19 protein-coding genes are annotated in these 20,073 nt (G+C 68.3%); 6 read left to right on the top strand and 13 right to left on the bottom strand.

Annotated features, from left to right (window positions below):
* Positions 1 to 4: 4 nt before the first annotated feature.
* Together FA740_RS13430 and FA740_RS13435 are read right to left on the bottom strand one after the other, a co-directional pair.
* On the bottom strand, positions 5 to 1,216 hold the full coding sequence (locus FA740_RS13430) for a biopolymer transporter ExbB (RefSeq protein ID WP_409597256.1): 1,212 nt from the start codon (positions 1,214 to 1,216) through the stop codon (positions 5 to 7).
* A gap of 144 nt (positions 1,217 to 1,360) precedes the next feature.
* A complete protein-coding gene (locus tag FA740_RS13435; RefSeq protein WP_136857287.1) occupies positions 1,361 to 1,906 on the bottom strand; it encodes a gamma-glutamylcyclotransferase in 546 nt (181 codons plus the stop codon).
* 62 nt (positions 1,907 to 1,968) lie between these two features.
* Between FA740_RS13435 and FA740_RS13440 the strand changes: the two genes are divergently transcribed.
* Complete coding sequence (locus tag FA740_RS13440; protein WP_136857288.1) at positions 1,969 to 2,976, top strand: DUF2125 domain-containing protein; 1,008 nt, start codon at positions 1,969 to 1,971, stop codon at positions 2,974 to 2,976.
* Here FA740_RS13440 and FA740_RS13445 read toward each other — a convergent pair.
* The 4 genes from FA740_RS13445 to FA740_RS13460 all read right to left on the bottom strand — a co-directional run bounded on the left by FA740_RS13445 (position 2,973) and on the right by FA740_RS13460 (position 7,081).
* The gene (locus FA740_RS13445; protein WP_136857289.1) at positions 2,973 to 3,899 is read right to left on the bottom strand and encodes a prephenate/arogenate dehydrogenase family protein; all 927 of its coding nucleotides are present in this window, start codon (positions 3,897 to 3,899) and stop codon (positions 2,973 to 2,975) included. The two genes, FA740_RS13440 and FA740_RS13445, sit on opposite strands and share 4 nt — an antisense overlap.
* On the bottom strand, positions 3,896 to 4,984 hold the full coding sequence (gene hisC, locus FA740_RS13450) for a histidinol-phosphate transaminase (RefSeq protein WP_136857290.1): 1,089 nt from the start codon (positions 4,982 to 4,984) through the stop codon (positions 3,896 to 3,898). Before hisC ends, FA740_RS13445 begins: the two co-directional genes overlap by 4 nt.
* A 199-nt stretch (positions 4,985 to 5,183) precedes the next feature.
* A complete protein-coding gene (gene rpsD, locus FA740_RS13455) occupies positions 5,184 to 5,804 on the bottom strand; it encodes a 30S ribosomal protein S4 (RefSeq protein ID WP_136857291.1) in 621 nt (206 codons plus the stop codon).
* A gap of 152 nt (positions 5,805 to 5,956) precedes the next feature.
* Positions 5,957 to 7,081: an ROK family transcriptional regulator gene (locus FA740_RS13460; protein ID WP_136857292.1), complete on the bottom strand. Its 1,125-nt coding sequence runs from the start codon at positions 7,079 to 7,081 to the stop codon at positions 5,957 to 5,959.
* 123 nt (positions 7,082 to 7,204) lie between these two features.
* Between FA740_RS13460 and FA740_RS13465 the strand changes: the two genes are divergently transcribed.
* The 3 genes from FA740_RS13465 to FA740_RS13475 all read left to right on the top strand — a co-directional run bounded on the left by FA740_RS13465 (position 7,205) and on the right by FA740_RS13475 (position 10,134).
* The gene (locus FA740_RS13465; protein WP_409779437.1) at positions 7,205 to 8,227 is read left to right on the top strand and encodes a sugar ABC transporter substrate-binding protein; all 1,023 of its coding nucleotides are present in this window, start codon (positions 7,205 to 7,207) and stop codon (positions 8,225 to 8,227) included.
* 81 nt (positions 8,228 to 8,308) lie between these two features.
* Positions 8,309 to 9,364 (top strand): ABC transporter permease, encoded by a 1,056-nt coding sequence (locus FA740_RS13470; RefSeq protein WP_136857294.1) that lies wholly within the window; start codon positions 8,309 to 8,311, stop codon positions 9,362 to 9,364.
* Positions 9,361 to 10,134 carry an ATP-binding cassette domain-containing protein gene (locus tag FA740_RS13475; protein ID WP_211243709.1) on the top strand — a complete coding sequence of 258 codons (774 nt, stop codon included), beginning with the start codon at positions 9,361 to 9,363 and terminating at the stop codon, positions 10,132 to 10,134. The genes FA740_RS13470 and FA740_RS13475 overlap by 4 nt, the downstream gene beginning before the upstream one ends.
* A gap of 73 nt (positions 10,135 to 10,207) precedes the next feature.
* On the opposite strand, the gene FA740_RS13480 is transcribed toward FA740_RS13475, so the two are convergent.
* The 5 genes from FA740_RS13480 to thrS form a co-directional block, all read right to left on the bottom strand.
* Positions 10,208 to 11,428, bottom strand: coding sequence for a multidrug effflux MFS transporter (locus FA740_RS13480; protein ID WP_246053630.1), 1,221 nt, complete (start codon positions 11,426 to 11,428; stop codon positions 10,208 to 10,210).
* A gap of 57 nt (positions 11,429 to 11,485) precedes the next feature.
* Positions 11,486 to 12,115, bottom strand: a complete 630-nt coding sequence (locus FA740_RS13485) for a DsbA family oxidoreductase (RefSeq protein WP_136857296.1) — start codon at positions 12,113 to 12,115, stop codon at positions 11,486 to 11,488.
* On the bottom strand, positions 12,112 to 13,566 hold the full coding sequence (locus tag FA740_RS13490; RefSeq protein ID WP_136857297.1) for a class I adenylate-forming enzyme family protein: 1,455 nt from the start codon (positions 13,564 to 13,566) through the stop codon (positions 12,112 to 12,114). The genes FA740_RS13485 and FA740_RS13490 overlap by 4 nt, the downstream gene beginning before the upstream one ends.
* A gap of 74 nt (positions 13,567 to 13,640) precedes the next feature.
* Positions 13,641 to 13,847, bottom strand: coding sequence for a cold-shock protein (locus FA740_RS13495; protein WP_136857298.1), 207 nt, complete (start codon positions 13,845 to 13,847; stop codon positions 13,641 to 13,643).
* 191 nt (positions 13,848 to 14,038) lie between these two features.
* Positions 14,039 to 15,985 (bottom strand): threonine--tRNA ligase, encoded by a 1,947-nt coding sequence (thrS, locus tag FA740_RS13500; protein ID WP_136857299.1) that lies wholly within the window; start codon positions 15,983 to 15,985, stop codon positions 14,039 to 14,041.
* A 116-nt stretch (positions 15,986 to 16,101) separates the two neighbouring features.
* On the opposite strand from thrS, the gene FA740_RS13505 reads away from it, so the two are divergent.
* Positions 16,102 to 17,391: an MFS transporter gene (locus FA740_RS13505; protein ID WP_136857300.1), complete on the top strand. Its 1,290-nt coding sequence runs from the start codon at positions 16,102 to 16,104 to the stop codon at positions 17,389 to 17,391.
* A complete protein-coding gene (locus tag FA740_RS13510; RefSeq protein WP_136857301.1) occupies positions 17,388 to 18,137 on the top strand; it encodes an alpha/beta hydrolase in 750 nt (249 codons plus the stop codon). The genes FA740_RS13505 and FA740_RS13510 overlap by 4 nt, the downstream gene beginning before the upstream one ends.
* On the opposite strand, the gene FA740_RS13515 is transcribed toward FA740_RS13510, so the two are convergent.
* Complete coding sequence (locus FA740_RS13515) at positions 18,119 to 18,592, bottom strand: pyridoxamine 5'-phosphate oxidase family protein (RefSeq protein WP_136857302.1); 474 nt, start codon at positions 18,590 to 18,592, stop codon at positions 18,119 to 18,121. The two genes, FA740_RS13510 and FA740_RS13515, sit on opposite strands and share 19 nt — an antisense overlap.
* A 90-nt stretch (positions 18,593 to 18,682) precedes the next feature.
* A complete protein-coding gene (phaZ, locus tag FA740_RS13520) occupies positions 18,683 to 20,029 on the bottom strand; it encodes a polyhydroxyalkanoate depolymerase (RefSeq protein ID WP_420873150.1) in 1,347 nt (448 codons plus the stop codon).
* Positions 20,030 to 20,073 lie beyond the last annotated feature (44 nt).

Below are 20,073 nucleotides of genomic sequence, written 5' to 3' on the forward strand. Positions count from 1 at the left end.
GCCCTCAGCCCTCGCCGCGGGTCAGCAGATCGTCGCGGAACGGGTCGCCAAAGCGCGCGGCCCGCACCGCCCGCGTCAGGACCAGGATGTCCGATCGCAGCTCGGCCAGCATCTCGTCCCGGCCTTCGGTCAGCTCGGCGGACAAACGGTCCAGTGCGGCCTCCAGGCGCGACAGGTCGGGGGCGGGGGGCGGGCTGTCGGCCAGCCGCGTCAGGGCCTGGGTCAGGCGGTCTGCCTGACCGTCCGATGCGCTGCGTTCGGCCTGGGCCTGCTGGACCAGCGCCTCGATGGCCTGGGCCATCACAACGACCCGCTCATCGGCCATCAGGGCGGCCTCCTCGCGCAGCGCGTCGCGTTCGGTGTGATAGGTCTGCAGGCGGTTCATCTGACCCGCCATCTGGTCCAGGAACCCCGCCAGCGCCGCCTGATCGACCCCCTCGCCCTCGCCCGAGGCCACGCTGATGCGGGTAAAGCCCGACATCCACTCCTCCAGCTCTCGGTAGAAGCGGTTCTGGCCATGCGTCACGAACAGCTCCAGGAGGCCCACGACCAGCGACCCCGCCAGACCCAGCAGCGAGGATGAGAACGCCGTGGCCATGCCGCCCAGCTGCGATTCAAGGCCGGTCATCAGGTTCTGGAACAGCTCCAGCCCGGTTTCGCCATTTTGCGGCGACAGGGCGCGGATGGTGTCCACCACGGCGGGAATCGTCGTGGCCAGCCCATAGAACGTGCCCAGAAGGCCCAGAAAGATCAGCAGGTTGGCCAGGTAACGGGTGATGTCGCGCGCCTCGTCAATGCGGGTCGCGACCGAATCCAGGATCGACCGGGCCGAGCTGGCGCTGATCGCGCCGCCCGCAGGTCCGCGCGACCCCAACAGCGAGGCCAGCGGCGCCAGCAGGCGGGGGGCCATGTCGTCACCGGTCGTGCGCTCCGCATTGCGGCGGCGGGCGGCGAAACGCTCGATCCAGCTGACCGATCCGACCAATTGCGCGACCTGCCAGAAACAGGCCAGCACGCCCAGGGCAAAGACCGCCAGGATCAGCCCGTTCAGCCAGCGGTTCGCGTCAAAGATGGACAGGATGCGGCCATAGGCGAACCATCCCCCGGCCACCACCAGCCCCATCACCGTCAGCATCAGCAGGATCTGCCGCACCGGCTGCGAAAAGCGCGGCGCACCGCCGTCCGCCGTCAGCGCCTGGTCGCGCGTGGCCGAGATTCGGCGGTTCGTCAGGGTCAGCCGCGAGCGTCCCTGCGGGTCGCCATTGGTCGGATCGCTCACCGGTAAATCCCCGTCCCGTCGATGCTTTTGCCCGACTGTAGGGCGGGCCGCCGCACTTGCCAAGCGTTCCGAAGTCCGGGGTCAACCGGCGGGCGGCATCAGTGCGCGCACGGCGCGCGACAGGGCATCCAGGTGGTCGTCGGGCATCCCGATCCGGGCCAGATGGGTGGCGGTGTTGAACAGGTAGTCGGCATTCGGGCCGCGACCGCCATGGGCGGCTGCAATGATGCGCGCCTGTTCCTGCGCGTCCAGACCGCCCGCATATTGCCAATGGTCGCGCCGCATCACATAGGCCAGCGCGCGCACCTGCCGCCCGTCCTCTAGCGCCAAGGGCAGGATCGCCTCGCGATAGGCATCGGTGACCAGCTCGCGCGCGCGCAGATCGGCCAGGACGCGGTCATGATCGCGGGGCCTGATGCGCAGCGCCAGACCCCGGCACAGCGCGCCCTCCTGCGGGTCCAGGCCCAGGACCAGCCCAGGCAGGGCCTTTGTGCCGCGATGCTGGATGGATCGCAGGCAGAAGCTGCGGGCATAGCCGGCCAGATCGGCGCGCACGGCCTCCTGCGGATCAAAGCCCGGGTCCCAGATCAGCGATCCATAGCCAAAGACCCAATCGATGCGTTCCATTGTCCATCCTTTCGGGGCACAAGGTAGGACGACACAGGGTTGGAAAAAAGGGCAACACGGACATGCGCGGGGCGGTAATCGGAACGGGGCTGGTGGCGGCAATCGTGGTGGGCGGCTGGCTGGGGGTCGAGACGCTGGCCCGCGACCGGGTTGCGGCATGGATCGCCACCGATCCGGCGCTGGAGGCGGCGTCCGTGACGGCGCTGCGCGATCCGCGCCAGATCGGGGTCGGGCTGACGGATCTGCGCTTCAGCGACCCGGCCATTGGGGTCGGGCTGCCCTGGATGCGCGCCTGGCTGTCGCCCCTGGCGCCGCTGACCGCGCAGCTGGACCTGCCCGATCAGGCGCAGGTGACGCAGGGCGGCCAGGTGATGCAGCTGGGCCTGTCGGCCCCGGTGGCCAGCCTGTCGCTGGCGCCGCTGAACCGCATGGCGCCCGACCGGCTGGACCTGCAGGCGCAGGACGTGACGCTGGACGGGCAGCCGCTGGCGGATGCGCTGTCGCTGCAGGCGCGGATGGTCCCCCTGGGGGCCAACGCGCCGCGACCGGCGCGGGCGGCCTACGCGCTGGACCTGGCGCTGGAGGGGCTGGATGTGGCGGGGGTGGCGCGTCTGGGGCTGGATCCCGGGCCGCTGCCGGGGCCGGTGGGCGCGCAGGGGCCGGTGCGGATCTGGCTGGACGGCACGCCCTCGGTCACAGGCGATCAGGTGCCCCAGATTGTCGGCTGGCAGACCGAGGGGCTGGCCCTGCAGGCGGGCCAGATCGGCCTGCGCATCATCGGCCGCCTGTCGCACGACGCCCAGGGCCGGGCCGAGGGTCAGGTCGCGCTCTATTCCGCCGATGCGGATGCGATGATCGGGATGGCGGTGGGGTTGGGCCTCATTCCGCCGCGGGGCCAGCTGCTGCTGCGCGCGGGCCTGTCGCAGCTGTCGCGGGCCGATCTGGACGACACGCTGCCCGGCCCGGCCTTTCCCGACCCCGCGGAGGGAGAGCTGCGCCTGCCCATCATCATGCGCGACGGCCAGCTGATCCTGGGCGGCGTGCCGATCGGCCCCGCGCCCGCGATCTAGCCTGCGGGGCGGGCGCCGGGGGTGCGGCCGAAATCGGGGGCCTCGGTGTCCTGACCCGCCTCGATGATGCCGCGACGGATCGCGCGGGTGCGGGTGAAATAGTCGTGCAGTTGCTGGCCGTCGCCCATGCGGATGGCGCGCTGCAGGACGAACAGCTCCTCGGTAAAGCGGCCCAGGATGTCCAGCGTCGCCTCCTTGTTGTGCAGGAACACGTCGCGCCACATGGTCGGGTCGCTGGCCGCGATCCGGGTGAAGTCGCGGAACCCGGCGGCGGAATACTGGATCACCTCCTCGCCGGACACGCGGCGCAGGTGGTCGGCCACCCCCACCATCGTATAGGCGATCAGGTGCGGCGCATGGCTGGTCACGGCCAGAACCAGGTCGTGATGGGCGGCGTCCATCCGGTCGGTCTTGGCGCCCATCGCGGTGATCAGCCGGTCCAGGCGGGCCAGCGCATCAGGGTCGGTGTCGGGCAGCGGCGTCAGCAGCCACCAGCGGTTGCGGAACAGGCTGGCAAAGCCCGCGCGCGGCCCGGAATGTTCGGTCCCGGCCAGCGGGTGTCCGGGGATGAAATGCGCGCCGGCCGGAAGATGCGGGGTCACGGCGTCGATCACCGACTGCTTGACCGAGCCCACATCCGTGATTGTGACGCCCGGCGCCAGATGCGGGGTGATCTGGGTCATGACATCGGCCATGGCGCCCACGGGCACGGCCAGCACGACCAGATCGGCCCCCGCCACGGCCTCGGCCGCGCTGTCGCAGACCTCGCACAGGGCGATCTGGCGCGCGGTGTCGCGGGTCTCGGCGCTGCGGGCATAGCCGGTGATGCGGCCCGCCAGCCCGCCCTCGCGCATCGCATGGGCCATCGACCCGGCGATCAGGCCCAGCCCGATCAGCGCGACCTTGTCATAGACCTGCGTCATTGCCCGCGCCCCTGCATGAACCGTCCCAGGCAATCCAGTACCCGGGTGACGGCATCCTCATCGCCCACGGTGATGCGCAGCGCATCGGGCAGGCCGTATCCGCCCACGCGCCGCACCAGGATGCCGTCCGCCCGCAGCGCCGCATCGGCGGCAGCGGCGGTGTCGGGGCCGTCGAACCGGGCCAGCACGAAATTGGCGTGGCTTTCGTCGCAGCCGATGCCCATCTGGATCAGCGACTGCCGCATCCGGTCGCGCATCCGCGCGTTCAGCGCGATGCAGCGGGTGGTGAAGTCGCGGTCCAGCACCGCCGCGCGGGCCGCGTCCATCTGGGCGTCGGACAGGTTGAAGGGCTGGCGAATGCGGTTCAGCACGTCGATGACCTCCCGCGCGGCATAGCCCCAGCCCACGCGCAGCCCCCCCAGCCCATAGGCCTTGGAAAAGGTCCGTGTCATGATCACGTTCGGATGCCGGTCGACCAGCGATGCGCCCCCGTCGAACCCCTCCGCGAATTCGGTATAGGCGCCGTCATGGACGAACAGCACCTGCGGCGGCAGCCCGTCGATCAGCCGCTGCAGCTCGTCCGCGCCCAGCATGGTGCCGGTGGGGTTGGCGGGGTTCGCGATGAAGACGACCCGCGTGCGCACGGTGACCGCCGCCAGAATCGCGTCCACATCGACGCGGCGCGTGTCCTCCGGCACGGTGACCGGGGTGGCGCCGACCATGCGCGCCAGGATCGGATACATGGAAAAGCCGTGCTGGGTGGTGATCACCTCATCCCCCGGTCCCGCAAAGGCCTGGACGACGAATTGCAGCACCTCGTCCGATCCCACGCCGCAGATGATGCGGTCGGGGTCCAGCCCGTGCACCTGCCCGATGGCCGCGCGCAGGCCCGCGTGGTCAGTCGCCGGATAGCGGTGCAGATCGCCCGCCGCGCGGCGGAACGCCTCTTGCGCTGCGGGGCTGGGGCCAAGTGGGTTCTCGTTCGACGACAGCTTCAGCACGTCAGCGCGGCCCGCCAGCGTGCTTTCGCCGCTGACGTAGAGCGCGATGTCCATGATGCCGGGCTGCACGGGTGTCTGGGTCATGGGGTCCATCCTTGTGTCGAACCCCGTCTAGTCGCGCCATCGGCGTTAGAAAAGCCCCCAAACCGCCGCGCTGCCATCGGGCCCGCGCAACGCCGGGGGGTGCGGGGGGCTGGCCCCCTGCCGTGGCGGGACGCAAAAGGGCCGCATCCGAAGATGCGGCCCCCTGTGATATCGCTTCGGGCACAGGGCCCGGCGGCGATTAGTTCTTGGCGTAGAATTCGACGACCAGGTTCGGTTCCATCTGCACGGCATAGGGAATGTCGCCCAGGGCCGGGGTGCGCACGAAGGTCGCGGTCATCTTGTTGTGGTCGACTTCCAGGTAATCCGGGACGTCACGCTCGGTCAGGGCGACGGCTTCCAGCACGATGGCCAGCTGGCGCGAGCGCTCGCGGATCGAGATGACATCGCCTTCCTTGACGCGGTAGGAGGCGATGTTCACGCGCTGACCGTTGACCTGGATGTGGCCGTGGTTGACGAACTGGCGGGCGGCCCAGATGGTCGCCACGAACTTGGCGCGATACACGATCGCGTCCAGGCGACGCTCCAGCAGGCCCACCAGGTTCTCGCCGGTGTCGCCGCGGATCCGCTCGGCTTCGGCATAGATGCGGCGGAACTGCTTTTCGGTCAGGTCGCCATAGTAGCCCTTGAGCTTCTGCTTGGCGCGCAGCTGGGTGCCGAAGTCCGACAGCTTGTTCTTGCGGCGCTGGCCGTGCTGGCCGGGGCCGTATTCACGACGGTTGACGGGCGACTTGGCGCGGCCCCAGATGTTCTCGCCCATGCGGCGGTCGAGCTTGTACTTGGCAGACGTGCGTTTGGTCACGGCTGATCTCCTTCAACAGGTTGCGAAGGGCGTTGTCCTCTGGCCGAGGCTCTTGCGAACCGGGGCCTGACAGGGTTCCCCTTGCGGGGTCCACCAACACCAACGAAGCGTGCCGTATAGACGCGCAGGCCCCGGTGTCAACCGCAATCGCCCTAGTCCAGCGCCCCGTCGGGCTGGAAGAAATGCGACAAGGGCAGGCCTGCAGCCCCCAGGATGCGCGCGCTGCGGCCCAATGTGCCCTCGATCACCTGCGGGCGGTCGATGCCCGCGGCGGGCATCGCCTGCAGCGCGTCGCGCATGGCCTGCGCCAGGCGGGCGCGGGTCGCGGGCGGCACCGCGCCGTCGATCACCACCAGCGGCAGATCGACCAGTGCCACCGCCGACATGGCTGCGAAGGCCAGGGCGCGGCCCGCCTGATCGGCCCAGTCCGCCTCGACCGCGGGGGGCACGTCCCATCCCGAATCGTCGGGCGGCAGCGACCGCCCGATCCGCGCCTCCAGGGCCGAAACCGACGCCTGGTCCAGCAGCTGCCCGCCCCCCGGACCCACCGAAGGGATGGGCATCGAGCCGAGCGCCCCGGCATTCCGGGTCGGTCCATGGCGCAGCGCCCCGTCCAGCACGATGCCGCCCCCCGCGAAATGCGCGATGTAGATATGGATGAAATCACGCGGCAGGTCGTTGCGGCCAAAGATCAGCTCGGCCCCGCAGGCGGTCGTGCCGTCATTGTCCAGAAACACCGGAAAGGGCAGGCCGCGCGCCAGTTCGTAGCGCAGGTCAAGGTTCAGCCAGTCGGACATCTCGTGGCCCCAGTCCCACAGGCGATAGGGCGCGGCGATGCCCAGCCCGGTGATGCGGGCGCGTTCGGCGGGCGACAGCGTGGCCAGCATCGTCTCCAGCCCCTGGCGGGCAAAGGCCATCACGCGGTCGGGGCGGGGGTGGCTGTGGACCTCCTGGCGGTGCACGCGGACCCGGCCCGCGAAATCGACCAGGGCCAGTTCCGCCAGCCTGCGCCCGATCTTGAGGCCCAGGAACAGCGCCCCGTCCGGGGCCAGCGCCAGGGGCGTCGACGGCTGGCCGACCTTGCCGCGCACCACCGCGCCTGCATCCAGATAGCCGGCCTGCATCAGCTTGCGCGTCAGGTTCGTGATGGACTGGGCCGAAAGGTCCATCAGCTGGACCAGCGCGGCACGTGGCATCGGCCCGCGCTTGCGGATCAGCGACAGGATCAGCCGTTCGTTCCGGCTGAGCGCGCCGGGGCCGTCACGATCAAGGGGCATGGGTCATCCTCCTGAAATGCATTAATCAACATGATTGATTTATTGACAAGTCGATTCTTCTGGTGCTTTGTGAATGCAAGACGGCCGAGGAACCGTCGTGCTGGAGGAGTTAGTAAAGTGACCATCAAGACCGTTTTCCGCGCATCCGTCGCGGTGTCCGCCCTTGCCCTGTCCGCAGGGTTCGCCCAGGCCCAGGAGGCCACCAAGGCCTGCCTGATCACCAAGACGGACATCAACCCGTTCTTCGTGAAGATGAAGGAAGGCGCCACCGCCAAGGCCAATGAGCTGGGCATCGAGCTGATGACCTTTGCCGGCAAGATCGACGGCGACCACGAGACCCAGCAGCAGGCCGTTGAAAGCTGCATCGCGGCGGGCGTCAAGGGCATCCTGATCGCCGCGTCCGACACCAAGGCCATCACCGATTCCCTGGGCCAGGCGCGTGAGGCCGGCATCCTGGTCATCGCGCTGGACACGCCTCTGGACCCGATCGACGCGGCTGACGCGACCTTCGCCACCGACAACCGCGAGGCCGGCCGCCTGATCGGCGCATGGGCCGCGGCCCAGATGGGTGACGCGGCGGCCGACGCCAAGATCGCCATGCTGGACCTGTCGGCCAGCGCGCCGTCCGTGGACGTGCTGCGCGACCAGGGCTTTCTGGCGGGCTTTGGCATCGACGTGAAGGACGAGAACGTCATCGGCGACGAGGACGATGCCCGCATCGTCGGTCATGACGTCACCTCGGGCAACGAGGAGGGCGGCCGTCAGGCGATGGAGGCCCTGCTGCAGCGCGATTCCGGCATCAACCTGGTCTATACGATCAACGAACCCGCCGCCGCCGGTGCCTATGAGGCGCTGAAGTCCTTTGGCATGGAAGAGAACGTGATGATCGTCTCGGTCGATGGCGGCTGCCCGGGCGTGCAGAACGTCCAGGAGGGCGTGATCGGTGCCACCGCGCAGCAATACCCGCTGCTGATGGCGTCCATGGGCATCGAGGCGATCGCGGCCTTCGCCGCCGACGGCACCAAGCCCGAGACCACCGAGGGCCTGGATTTCACCAATACCGGCGTGAACCTGGTCACCGACAGCCCGGCCGAGGGCGTCGAATCGATCAGCGTCGCCGAAGGGCTGGAGCGCTGCTGGGGCTGATGCCCCCACCAGCCCCATGCTGAACGGCCGATGGCGGGACATCCCGCCATCGTGCCCTTTGCCATACCCACGGAGAGTCCGATGTCCGACACCCCCGATCCCGTGGTCCCGCGCAATGCCAGCGATACGGTCGCCCAATTCGACCACCGTCATCGCAGCACGCTGGACCGGGTGCAGCATTTCCTGCACCAGTATCCCACCATGGTTCCGGTCATCGTGCTGGTCCTGTCGCTGATCGCCTTCGGGCTGATCTCTCCGAACTTCTTCTCGGCCTTCAACCTGTCGCTGGTGCTGCAGCAGGTGGCGGTGGTGGGCACGCTGGCGGCGGCGCAGTCGCTGGTGATCCTGACCGCGGGGATCGACCTGTCGGTCGGTGCCGTCATGGTGCTGATCTCGGTCGTGATGGGCCAGCTGGCCATCAATTTCGGCGTGCCCGTGCCCATCGCCATCTTCGTGGGCCTGGCCTGCGGGGCGGCCACCGGGGCGCTGAACGGGTTCCTGGTCACGCGGCTGAAGCTGCCGCCCTTCATCACCACGCTTGGTACATGGAACGTGTTCCTGGCGCTGAACTATTACCTGTCGGGCCGCGAGACGATCCGCAGCCAGACCCTGGACGCCGAGGCGCCGCTGCTGAAATTCTTTGGCACCCGGTTCGAGATCGGCGGCGCGGTGCTGACCTATGGGGTCGTGCTGATGCTGGTCGTGTTCGCGGTGCTGTACTACGCGCTGTACAAGACGGCCTGGGGTCGGCGCGTCTATGCGGTGGGCGACGATCCGGAATCGGCGGCGCTGGCCGGCATCCAGACCAAGCGCGTGCTGCTGTCGGTCTATGTCGTGGCGGGCCTGATCTGCGGTCTGGCGGCCTGGTCGTCGATCGGGCGGGTGGGGTCGATCAGCCCAACCTCGTTCTTTGAGGCCAATCTGGAATCGATCACGGCTGTGGTCATCGGCGGCATCTCTCTGTTCGGGGGGCGCGGGTCGATCCTGGGGCCGCTGATCGGGGCGCTGATCGTGGGCGTGTTCAATTCCGGCCTGCGGCTGGCGGGGGTGGACGTGCTGTGGCAGCTGTTCGCGACCGGCTGGCTGATCATCTTTGCCGTCGCCGTCGACCAATGGATCAGAAAGGTGTCGTCATGACCGAACCGCTTTTGTCCGCGCGCAACCTGGTCAAGCGCTATGGCCGCGTGACCGCCATGGACCATGCCGATTTCGACCTGTACCCCGGCGAGATCCTGGCCGTCATCGGCGACAATGGCGCCGGCAAGTCCAGCCTGATCAAGGCCATCTCCGGCGCGGTCAAGCCCGATGAGGGAGAGATCCGCCTGGACGGCAAGCCGGTCAGCTTTGACAGCACGCTGGATGCCCGCAAGATGGGGATCGAGACGGTCTATCAGACGCTGGCCCTGTCGCCCGCGCTGTCGATCTCGGACAACATGTTCATGGGCCGCGAGATCAGGAAACCGGGCTTTCTGGGAAAGTGGCTGGGCATGCTGGACAAGCAGGCGATGGACGATTTCGCCCGCGCCAAGCTGACCGAGCTGGGGCTGATGACCATTCAGAACATCAGCCAGCCGGTCGAGACCCTGTCGGGCGGTCAGCGCCAGGGCGTGGCCGTGGCCCGCGCGGCGGCATTCGGCAGTCGGGTGATCATCCTGGATGAGCCGACCGCCGCCCTGGGCGTCAAGGAAAGCCGCCGCGTGCTGGACCTGATCCAGGACGTGCGGTCGCGTGGCATTCCCATCGTGCTGATCAGCCACAACATGCCGCATGTCTTTGAGGTCGCGGACCGCATCCACATCCACCGCCTTGGCAAGCGGCTGTGCGTCATCGACCCCAAGGAGCATTCGATGTCGGATGCGGTGTCCTACATGACCGGGGCGCGGGCGCCCGAGGGCGTCGCCGCCTGATTTGCGTCCCGCGACGGCCGGGGGGCTTCGCGCCCCCCGGACCCCCCGCGGCGTGGCCTTGTAGGCGCGGCCGTCAGTCCGTCAGGCGGCGCATCAGGAACCACGCCAGCGCCGAGCAGATCAGCGTCGCGGTGATCGCCGGGATCGCGGTCCCGTCATAGAGCAGACCCACCGGCGCCGCGATCATCACCGCCGCCAGCGTCGAGATGGCGGCCACGATCGAGGCTGCCATGCCCGCGATATGGCCCATGCGTTGCAGTGCCAGCGCGTTCAGGTTGCCGAAGGTGACCCCCGCCATGAAGAACACGCTGACCGCCCAGAAGAAGAACAGCGGGAATTGCAGCGCGTCGGGCAGCACGCCGCTGAGGATCAGCACCAGCGCCACACCGGACACCACCGTCTGCATGATGTAGGCCCATTTCGCGATCCGCCGCATGCCGAAACGCATCACGAAGGTCGCGTTCAGGATGGTCCCCGACCCCGACAGCAGCGCCATGGCGGCGAACCACAGGTGGAAGTTCTCTCCCTTGCCATAGGTTTCGCCGAAGAGCTGCTGGGCCGAGGACAGAAGGCCGAACATCTGACCGAAGCCCAGGGTCAGGATCAGCGTGGTGAGCATCACCTGGCGGTCGGACAGCACCTCGCGGGCGGCGGCATAGAGCGTGCCGACGCGCAGGGGGCGGCGGGCGGCGGGGGGCAGCGTCTCGGCCTGGCGGATGTTCAGCCAGAGTGCCCCCACGACGGCGAAGGCGATGAAGGCCAGAAACACCCCGTGCCAGTCCGAGATCGCGATGATCCCCGCCCCAAGCGTCGGCGCCACGGCGGGGATCATGATGAAGATCATCATCACGAAGCTGCTGATGCGCGCCATCTCGCGGCCCTCATACAGGTCGCGGACCAGCGCCAGCCCGACGATGCGGGGGGCTGCGGCGCCCAGGCCCTGCACGAAGCGGGCGATCAGCAGGAACTCCAGCGAATTGGCATAGAGCGCGGCGACAGTCGCGGCGATATAGATGCCAAAGCCGATGGTGATCGTCCGCTTGCGGCCGAGCGCGTCCGAGATGGGGCCCGCGAACAGCGTGCCCAGCCCCATCCCGGCCACGAAGGTGGTCAGGATCAACTGGGCGCGGTTGACGTTGTCGGGGGTCAGGTCGGCCGCGATGTCGGGCAGCGCGGGCAGCATCGCGTCGATCGAAAACGCGATCGTGGCAAAGAGGAACGCCAGCATCGCGATGAATTCGGGCAAAGGCAGGCGGCGGGCCTGCGCGGTGGCCGGGTGGGCAAGGTCGGACATGGGGATCACCAATCGGTTCTGACCCCCCAGATAGGCGCGATTTGCAGAGTCTGCAAGTCAGTCCGGGCGGGAGGCAGCCATGATCTCATCGATGACCTGCTGCCACAGCGTCGCAGGCTGCGCGCCGCTGACGGCATGGGCATCGGCCACGATGAAGGTCGGCACCGAGGTGATGCCCCGCGCGCGGGCATGCGCCTCGCGCTCCGCGACCTCGTCACGGTCGGCATCCGAGGCCAGCAGGCGGGCTGCCAGCGCCGGGTCCATGCCGGCGCCCTTGGCGATCCGGGCCAGCACGGCATGGTCGCTGATGTCCTGTGCCTCTTGCCAATGGGCGCGCAGCAGGGCCGACATCACGCGGGTCTGCGCGCCCTCCAGCCCGGCCCAATGCATCAGGCGATGGGCGTCGGTCGTGTCCGGTTCGCGCGGCGCGGGGTTCAGCGTCAGACCCAGGGCGGCGGCACGTTCGGCCAGGGCGCGGGCGGCATCGGCGGCGCGGTCGCCCAGCTTGGCGCGCAGATGGGCCACGCGGTCCATGCCCTGGGGCGGCATGGTGGGGTTCAGGCGGAACGGGTGCCAGGTGATGGCAAAGGGATGGTCGGGGCGGCTTTCCAGCGCGCGGTCCAGCTCGACCTTGCCGATCAGGCACCAGGGGCAGACGGGATCGGCGAAGATGTCCAGGCGGGTCATTCCAGGTCCTTGCGATGCGCCGCGCGCAGGGCGCGGCGGTTGATCTTGCCGGTGGGCGTGCGCGGCAGCGCGTCCAACGGGATCCACGCGCGCGGCTGCTTGTAGCGGGCCAGGCCGTCCTGGGCCAGAGCCTGCATCTGCGCGGGCGTCGCGGGACCGGTCCAGAAGGCCGCGACGATGGTGACGCCCGGCGCGACAGGCAGTTCCGCCACCGCCACGTCGCCTGCATCGGGATGGGTGGCCAGGTGATCCTCGATCTCGGGCGGGGCAATGCGAAAGCCGCCGGCGTTCATGATGTCATCGGCGCGGCCCAGCAGGGTGATGGCGCCATTGGGGGCGGCCTGGGCCAGATCGCCGGTCAGGAACCAGCCGTCGCGAAAGCAGGCCCGGGTGGCCGCCGGATCGTCCAGATAGCCCAGGAACAGCCCCGGATCGTCGGCCCGCACCGCCAGCGGGCCGGGCTGGCCGGGGCCGTCGGTGTCCAGGACCGCGACATGGCGGCCCGGCTGCGGATATCCAGCAGTGCCGGGCGGCGCCGGGCGGTCGGGACTGCCTGACAGGAAGGTCGAAATCTCGGACGCGCCCATCGCCTCGTGGATGTCGGTGCCGGTGCGGGCCGTCCAGGCGGCGCGCAGGGCCGGGTCCAGCCGTTCCCCGGCGGCCAGGGCATGGCGCAGGGTGGCGATGGGCGGCCAGTCGGCGCGCAGCAGGCGGCGAAAGATGCCGGGCGCCCCGGCCAGGATGGTGGCGCCGTGGCGGGCGGCCAGCGCCGGGATCTGTTCGATGGGCGTGCCGGGGGCCGGGATCAGCGCGGTGGCGCCCAGGGTCCAGGGGTCCAGCAGCCCTGTGCCCAGGGTAAAGGTCCAGTTAAACGCCCCCGCGTGCAGCAGCCGGTCGTCGGGGCGCAGCCCGTACCAGCCCTGCATCATCGCCTGCCGCGCCAGGATCGCGCGATGGGCGTGCATGACCGCCCGCGGCTGGCCGGAACTGCCCGAGGTGAAGACGATATAGCCCAGCCGATCCGCGGCACCCTGGGCAAACTCCGCGGGCGGCATCGTGGCAAAGCCGTCCAGATCGTCCTCGGTCAGGACAGGTGCGGGGTGGTCGGGCAGGGGCACGCCCGCGCCCGCCACGATGACCGCCGGTGCAATGCGGGTGGCGATGCGGGTGATCTCGGGTGCGGTCAGCTGGGCCGAGGTCGGCACCGGGACCACGCCTGCGGCGATGGCACCCAGATAGGCGATCGGAAAGGCCGGACGGTTCGCAAGCCGCATCAGCAACCGGTCACCCGGGCGCAGGCCCGCCCGCAGCAGGCCCGTGGCTGTGCCCAGAACCGCGCGGCGCAGTTCGGCATGCGACCAGACCTGGGCGTCGTCATGACCCATGACGACCAGGGCCTGGCCATCCGGGACATCCAGCCCCGCCCGCAGCACATGTTCCGCCAGGTTCATCCCTGGGCCCTGCCTGTTGTCCAACAAAAAACGGCCCGCGCGAACGGGCCGTCCGGATCACGCGCGCGGGCGGATCAGAGCAGTTTCAGATCGGCGGCCGAGGCCCGGCCGTCGCGGCCCGACTGCAGGTCGAATTCGACTTTCTGGTTGTCCTGCAGGCCGGTCAGGCCCGCACGCTCCACGGCGGAGATGTGCACGAACACGTCCTTGCCGCCATCATCGGGCGCGATAAAGCCAAAGCCTTTGGTCGCGTTGAACCATTTAACCGTTCCGGTTGCCATAACCGTTCTCTCCTTCAAGTCATCCCGACGCAGGATTGCGCCAGGTCGTGCAGCCCGCTTTCGGTCTTCCGGCTGCCCAAGAGGGAGGCGGTAGAAAGTCTTTGCTCACGCGAATGAGAGGATGCCCGAATCGTTGCAAAAGGCAAGCATCAAACGCGGCCCCCGCGGGCCGCATTTGACGCAGGCCGGGGTCAGCGCAGGTCCGGGGGCGTGGCCTCAAGCGCCAGGTCGGCTACGACCTGATCCAGGGACACGGTGCGGCTGCCCTGGGCGTCCAGGCGGCGCAGAGAGACGGTGCGCTCCTCGACCTCCTTCATGCCGATGGCCAGGATCGCGGGGACGCGACCAACCGAATGTTCGCGGACCTTGTAGTTGATCTTTTCGTTGCGGATGTCGGCCTCGGCGCGGATGCCCTTGGCGCGCAGGGCGGCCACGACCTGATCCACATAGTCGTCGGCATCCGACACGATCGAGGCCACGACCACCTGACGCGGGGCCAGCCAGAAGGGCAGCTTGCCCGCGCTGTTCTCGATCAGGATGCCGATGAACCGCTCAAAGCTGCCCAGGACGGCGCGGTGCAGCATGATGGGGCGGTGCTTCGCCCCGTCGGGTCCGACATATTCCGCGTCCAGACGCTCGGGCAGGTTGGGGTCCACCTGCAGCGTGCCGCACTGCCAGTCGCGCCCGATCGCATCGGTCAGCACGAATTCCAGCTTTGGCCCGTAAAACGCGCCCTCACCGGGGAAAATTGTATAGTCGTGACCGGCGGCCTTGCAGGCGTTCCCCAGGGCCGCCTCCGCCCGGTCCCAGCTCTCCTCGGTCCCGATGCGCTTTTCGGGGCGGGTGGACAGCTTGATCCGCCAGCCGTCAAAGCCCAGGTCGGCATAGATGCCGGCCAGGAAGTCGATGAACTTCTTAGTCTCGGCCTCGATCTGATCCTCGGTGCAGAAGATGTGGGCGTCGTCCTGGGTAAAGCCGCGCACCCGCATGATGCCGTGCAGCGCGCCCGAGGGCTCATAGCGGTTGCAGGACCCGAACTCGGCCATGCGCAGCGGCAGGTCGCGATAGGATTTCAGGCCGTGGTTGAAGATCTGGACGTGGCAGGGGCAGTTCATCGGCTTGAGGGCGTTGATCGTCTTGGTCTTGGCGTGTTCCTCATCAACCTCGACGATGAACATGTTTTCCTGATAATTCTCCCAATGCCCTGATTCCTCCCACAATTTACGGCTGACAACCTGCGGGGTGTTGACCTCGACATAGCCATCTGCGCGCTGCTTGCGGCGCATGTAATCCTGCAGCGTGGTATAGATGTTCCAACCGTTCGGATGCCAGAAGATCTGGCCCGGCGCCTCCTCCTGCATGTGGAACAGGTTCATCTCTCGGCCCAGCTTGCGGTGGTCGCGCTTGGCGGCCTCCTCCAGCATGGTCATATGCGCCTTGAGGTCGTCGCGGTTGCGGAAGGCCACGCCATAGATGCGCTGCAGCATGGGGCGCGTCGCGTCGCCCAGCCAATAGGCCCCGGCGATATGGGTCAGCTTGAAGGCGTCGGCGGGCAGCTGTCCGGTGTTTTGCAGATGCGGGCCGCGGCACAGGTCCTGCCAGTCGCCGTGCCAGTACATGCGCAGGTCCTGACCCTCGGGGATGCGGTCGATCAGCTCCAGCTTGAAGGGCTCGTTCGCCGCCTTGTAATGGGCGATGGCGCGGTCGCGGTCCCAGATTTCGGTGCGGACGGGCTCGCGGGCGTTGATGATCTCCTTCATCTTGGCCTCGATCGCGCCCAGATCGTCGGGGGTGAAGGGCTCGGCCCGGTCGAAATCATAGAACCAGCCGTAATCGCGGACCGGGCCGATGGTGACCTTGACGTCGGGCCAGATCGCCTGAACCGCGCGGGCCATGATATGGGCGAAATCATGGCGGATCAGCTCCAGCGCCTGCGCCTCCTCCTTCATCGAATGGATGGCGATCTGACCACTGGCCGTAATCGGCCATGCCAGGTCGATATGCGCGCCGTCCAGGCTGGCAGAAATCGCGCGTTTCGCAAGGCTGGGGGCGATGCTCTCGGCGACCTCGGCGGCGGTCACGCCGGCGGGGTATTCGCGCGCGTTGCCATCGGGAAAGGTGAGGGTGATTTGGGACATGCTGTCCTCCTCGTCGGTTTGGCGCCCACGGAACGCCCGGTTGCGGGTTATGGTCGGGCAGGCATGGACGTGCCCGCGCGATTAGTCAAGATTACGGCAACACACGGGAAGCCAGCATGAGCCACCATAGCGATTTCGAGGACCAGCTGTTCGAGCGTCTGGTCGACGACCCCGACAGCGACGGCGGCCTGTCCGATGGCCAGCACCAGGTCGAGCCACGCAATTTCCTGCGCTATATCATATCGCTAGCGGCGTCCAAGCTGGGCGACGGGCTGGTCGATGCGAAACTGGTCCTGTCCTGGCTGCTGACCCATCTGGGCGCGGGGGCAGGCGTGATCGGCCTGCTGGTCCCGGTGCGCGAGGCCGGATCGCTGCTGCCGCAGCTGTTCACCGCGGGGGCCATCGGCGCGCTGCCGCGGCGCAAATGGGCCTGGGCGGTGGGCAGCGTGGTGCAGGGATTGGCGGCGCTGGCCATCGCCGCCATCGCGCTGACGATGCAGGGGGCTGCGGCGGGTGTCGCGATCATCGCGGCGCTGGCGGTGCTGGCGCTGGCGCGGTCGGTCTGTTCGGCCAGCTACAAGGATGTGCTGGGCAAGACCGTGGGCAAGTCGCGGCGCGGCGCGGCCACCGGTTTCGCCAGCAGCGTGGGCGCGGCCGGGGTGATCGTTTTTGCGGGCCTGTTGCTGTGGCAGCCGCTGGATCGGGCGGTGCTGGTCATCGGCGCGGTGGCGCTGGCGGGGGTGGTCTGGATCGCGGCCGGCGCGGTCTTTGCCACCCTGGACGAAGAGGCGCAGCCGCGCGAGGAGGTCCTGAGCCTGTCGCAATCCCTGGGGCAGCTGCGGCTGCTGCGCCAGGACGGGCAGCTAGCGCGGTTCATCATCGCGCGGTCGCTGCTGGTGGGTTCGGCGCTGGCGCCGCCCTATCTTTTGGTGCTGGCCGCCGCGGGCGAGGGGGATCAGCAGCTGGGCCTCCTGGTGCTGGCTTCGGCGTTGGCCTCGCTGCTGTCGTCCTGGGTGTGGGGGCGGATGTCGGACCGCTCGGCCCGGCGGGTGCTGATCTGGTCGGGGGTGGCGGGGGCCGTGGCGTTGGTGCTGGCGCTGGTGCTGGCCGCGATGGGGCTGGCGCAGGCGACGGGGGCCATCGCGGTGGTTCTGTTCGGGTTGATGATCGCCTATCACGGGGTCAGGCAGGGGCGGACCACCTATCTGGTGGACATGGCCCCCGACGATCAGCGCGCGGCCTATACTGCGGTGTCGAACCTGGTCGTGGGGATCGTGCTGCTGGTGGCGGGTGCGGCATCCGCCGGGCTGGCGGTGCTGGGCGCCGCCTGGGCGGTCGCGGCCTTTGCCGTGGCATCGGCGATGGGTGCCTGGGTTGCATGGGGATTGGACGAGGTAAGCGAATGACGGATTTTCTGACCACGGATGCGGGACGACGCATCGCCTATGAGCGGCTGGACGGGCAGGGGCCGGGCGTGGTCTTTCTGGGCGGGTTCCGGTCGGACATGCAGGGGGCCAAGGCGCTGCACCTGCGCGAATGGGCGGCAGCGCAGTGGCGGTCTTTCCTTCGGTTCGACTATTCCGGGCATGGCGAAAGCGGCGGCGCGTTCGAGGAGGGGTGCATCGGCGATTGGGCCGCGGACGCGCTGGCGGCGATCACGGCGCTGACGGAGGGACCGCAGGTGCTGGTCGGATCGTCGATGGGCGGCTGGATCAGCCTGCTGATCGCGCGGGGCCATCCGGAACGCGTGGCGGGTCTGGTGACCATCGCCGCCGCGCCCGACTTTACCGAGCGGGGGTTCTGGGCCGGGTTTTCGGAGGAGCAGCGCGGCGAGTTGAATCGCGACGGGCAAGTCGCGCTGCCAAGTGAATACGGCGCACCCCTGATCCTGACGCGGCGCCTGATCGAAGATGGGCGCCAGCGGCTGGTGCTGGACCAACCGCTGGCGCTGCCATTCCCGGTCAGGATGCTGCAGGGCACCGCGGATGCCGATGTTCCAGTCAGCTGGGCGCATGATCTGCTGGACCATGTGTCGGGCGACGACATCCGGCTGACCCTAGTGAAGGGGGCCGATCACCGGTTCTCGTCGCCGGCCTGCCTGTCGCTGATCGTGGCGACCATCGAGGACGTGGTTCAGAACGTCAGGCTGTAATGGTCGCCCATGTCGGGCTTGTCGCCGGTGATCTTGGATTTCGCGATCTGGTACAGGAACGACACCTTGCCGCCGGTGGCCCAGACCTCGGCCTCGGTCAGGTCAAGGCGCAGCAGCTGGACGTCGGGGTCCTGGCGGCCATCCTCGAACCAGCTGGAGGCGACGGCGTTCCACAGCTCGTCCAGCTTGGCGGCGTTGTCGGACAGCGACAGCTGACCGTGGATGCGGGCGTAAAGGCCCTGACCGCCATCGCTGACGACATGGATCGCGGGCTGCGCGCCCTGCGCAACGCTGTTGGCCAAGTCGGTGCCCTTGGCGGTGATGAACCACAGCACGCCCGCCTTGCGGTCGGCGTAATGCGACATGGGCACTAGGCGCGGGTCGCTGGTCACGCCCAGCATCCCGCTGTTGATGTCGTCCAGGCGGCTCCAGAACTGGTGATTGTGGTCGGTCATCGGTGATCCTTTCGCGCCGCATCAGGCGGCCTTCGGGATCATAACAAGCCTGCGCCGGGACAGGTTCCCCGGTGCCGGGCGCGGGCGGGTTCAGACTGCCACGTTGTCCGAATGGGGCGCATCGTTCACGCCGCAATCGGCAGCGGGGCCGCCGACCTTGCGCTTGCGCCGGGGCTTGATGCTGTCGGGCAGGGCGGCGTTCTCGTCGATGAAGTCCAGCACCATCGGACGGATGTTCAGACGCCAGGACTTGCCCGCAAAGATGCCGTAATGGCCCGCGCCGGGTTCCAGGTGCTGCACCTTCTTGGATTGCGGCACGCCCGTGCACAGGTCCAGCGCCGCAACGCATTGGCCGGGGGCCGAGATGTCGTCATTGGCCCCCTCGACCGTCATCACGGCGACCTCGGTGATCTTGCCGATGTCGACGGGCCGACCCTCGACGCTGAAGCGGTTCTTGGCGATCTCGAGGTTCTTGAAGATCCGCTCGACCGTGGAGAGGTAGAATTCCGCCGTCATGTCCATGACGGCCAGGTATTCGTCATAGAACTTGTTGTGCTTGTCGCCCTCGCTCGCGGTGCCGCGGGCCTCGGCATAGAGTTGTTCGATGAAGGCGCGTGTATGCGTCTCCATGTTCATGGTGATGAAGGACGACAGCTGCGCCAGCCCGGGATAGACCATCCGGCCCGCGCCGCGATACTTGAAGCCCACCGACTGGATCGCCAGATGCTCCAGCTCTCCCATGGTGATGCGGTTGCCGAAATCGGTGACCTCGGTCGCGGCGGCGTCGGGATCGACCGGGCCGCCGATCAGGGTCAGGGTGCGGGGCTGGGCGGCGGGGTCATCCTCGGCCAGGATGGCGGTCGCGGCCAGGGCCAGCGGCGCAGGCTGGCAGACCGCAATGACGTTCACGTCCGGGCCCAGATGGCGGATGAAGTCCACCAGATAACGGGTGTAATCCTCGACGTCGAACTTGCCCTCGCTGACCGGGATGTCGCGGGCATTGTGCCAGTCGGTGACGTACAGCTCGCAATCGTTCAGCAGCGAGGTCACGGTCGAGCGCATCAGCGTCGCGTAATGGCCCGACATGGGCGCCACCAGCAGCACCTTGCGGGGCAGGGGGTCGCGGCGGGCGACGCGGAAATGGATCAGGTCGCCGAACGGGCGGCGCATGACGGGTTCGACATAGACCACATGGTCCTGCCCGTCCTCTCCGGCGATGGGGGGGATCTCCCAATCGGGCTTGATCACCATGCGGGCGAAACTGCGTTCCGTCATGCGGCCCCAGGCCCCCAGCATGCGGAACCCCGGATGCGGGACCAGGGCGAAGGCCGGGTAGGACCCGATTGCCCGCGCGGTCGCGCCCATCCATTCGTTCGTGTTCCGAATCGTCTCCATCGCGTCATAGGACACGATGCCCCGAATACCCTTGACCGGCATGTTTTCCACCAATTGCTGCACTGCGGCACATGATAGTCGCGTGG

Source organism: Paracoccus hibiscisoli, assembly GCF_005048265.1.
GTDB classification, from domain to species: Bacteria; Pseudomonadota; Alphaproteobacteria; order Rhodobacterales; family Rhodobacteraceae; genus Paracoccus; species Paracoccus hibiscisoli.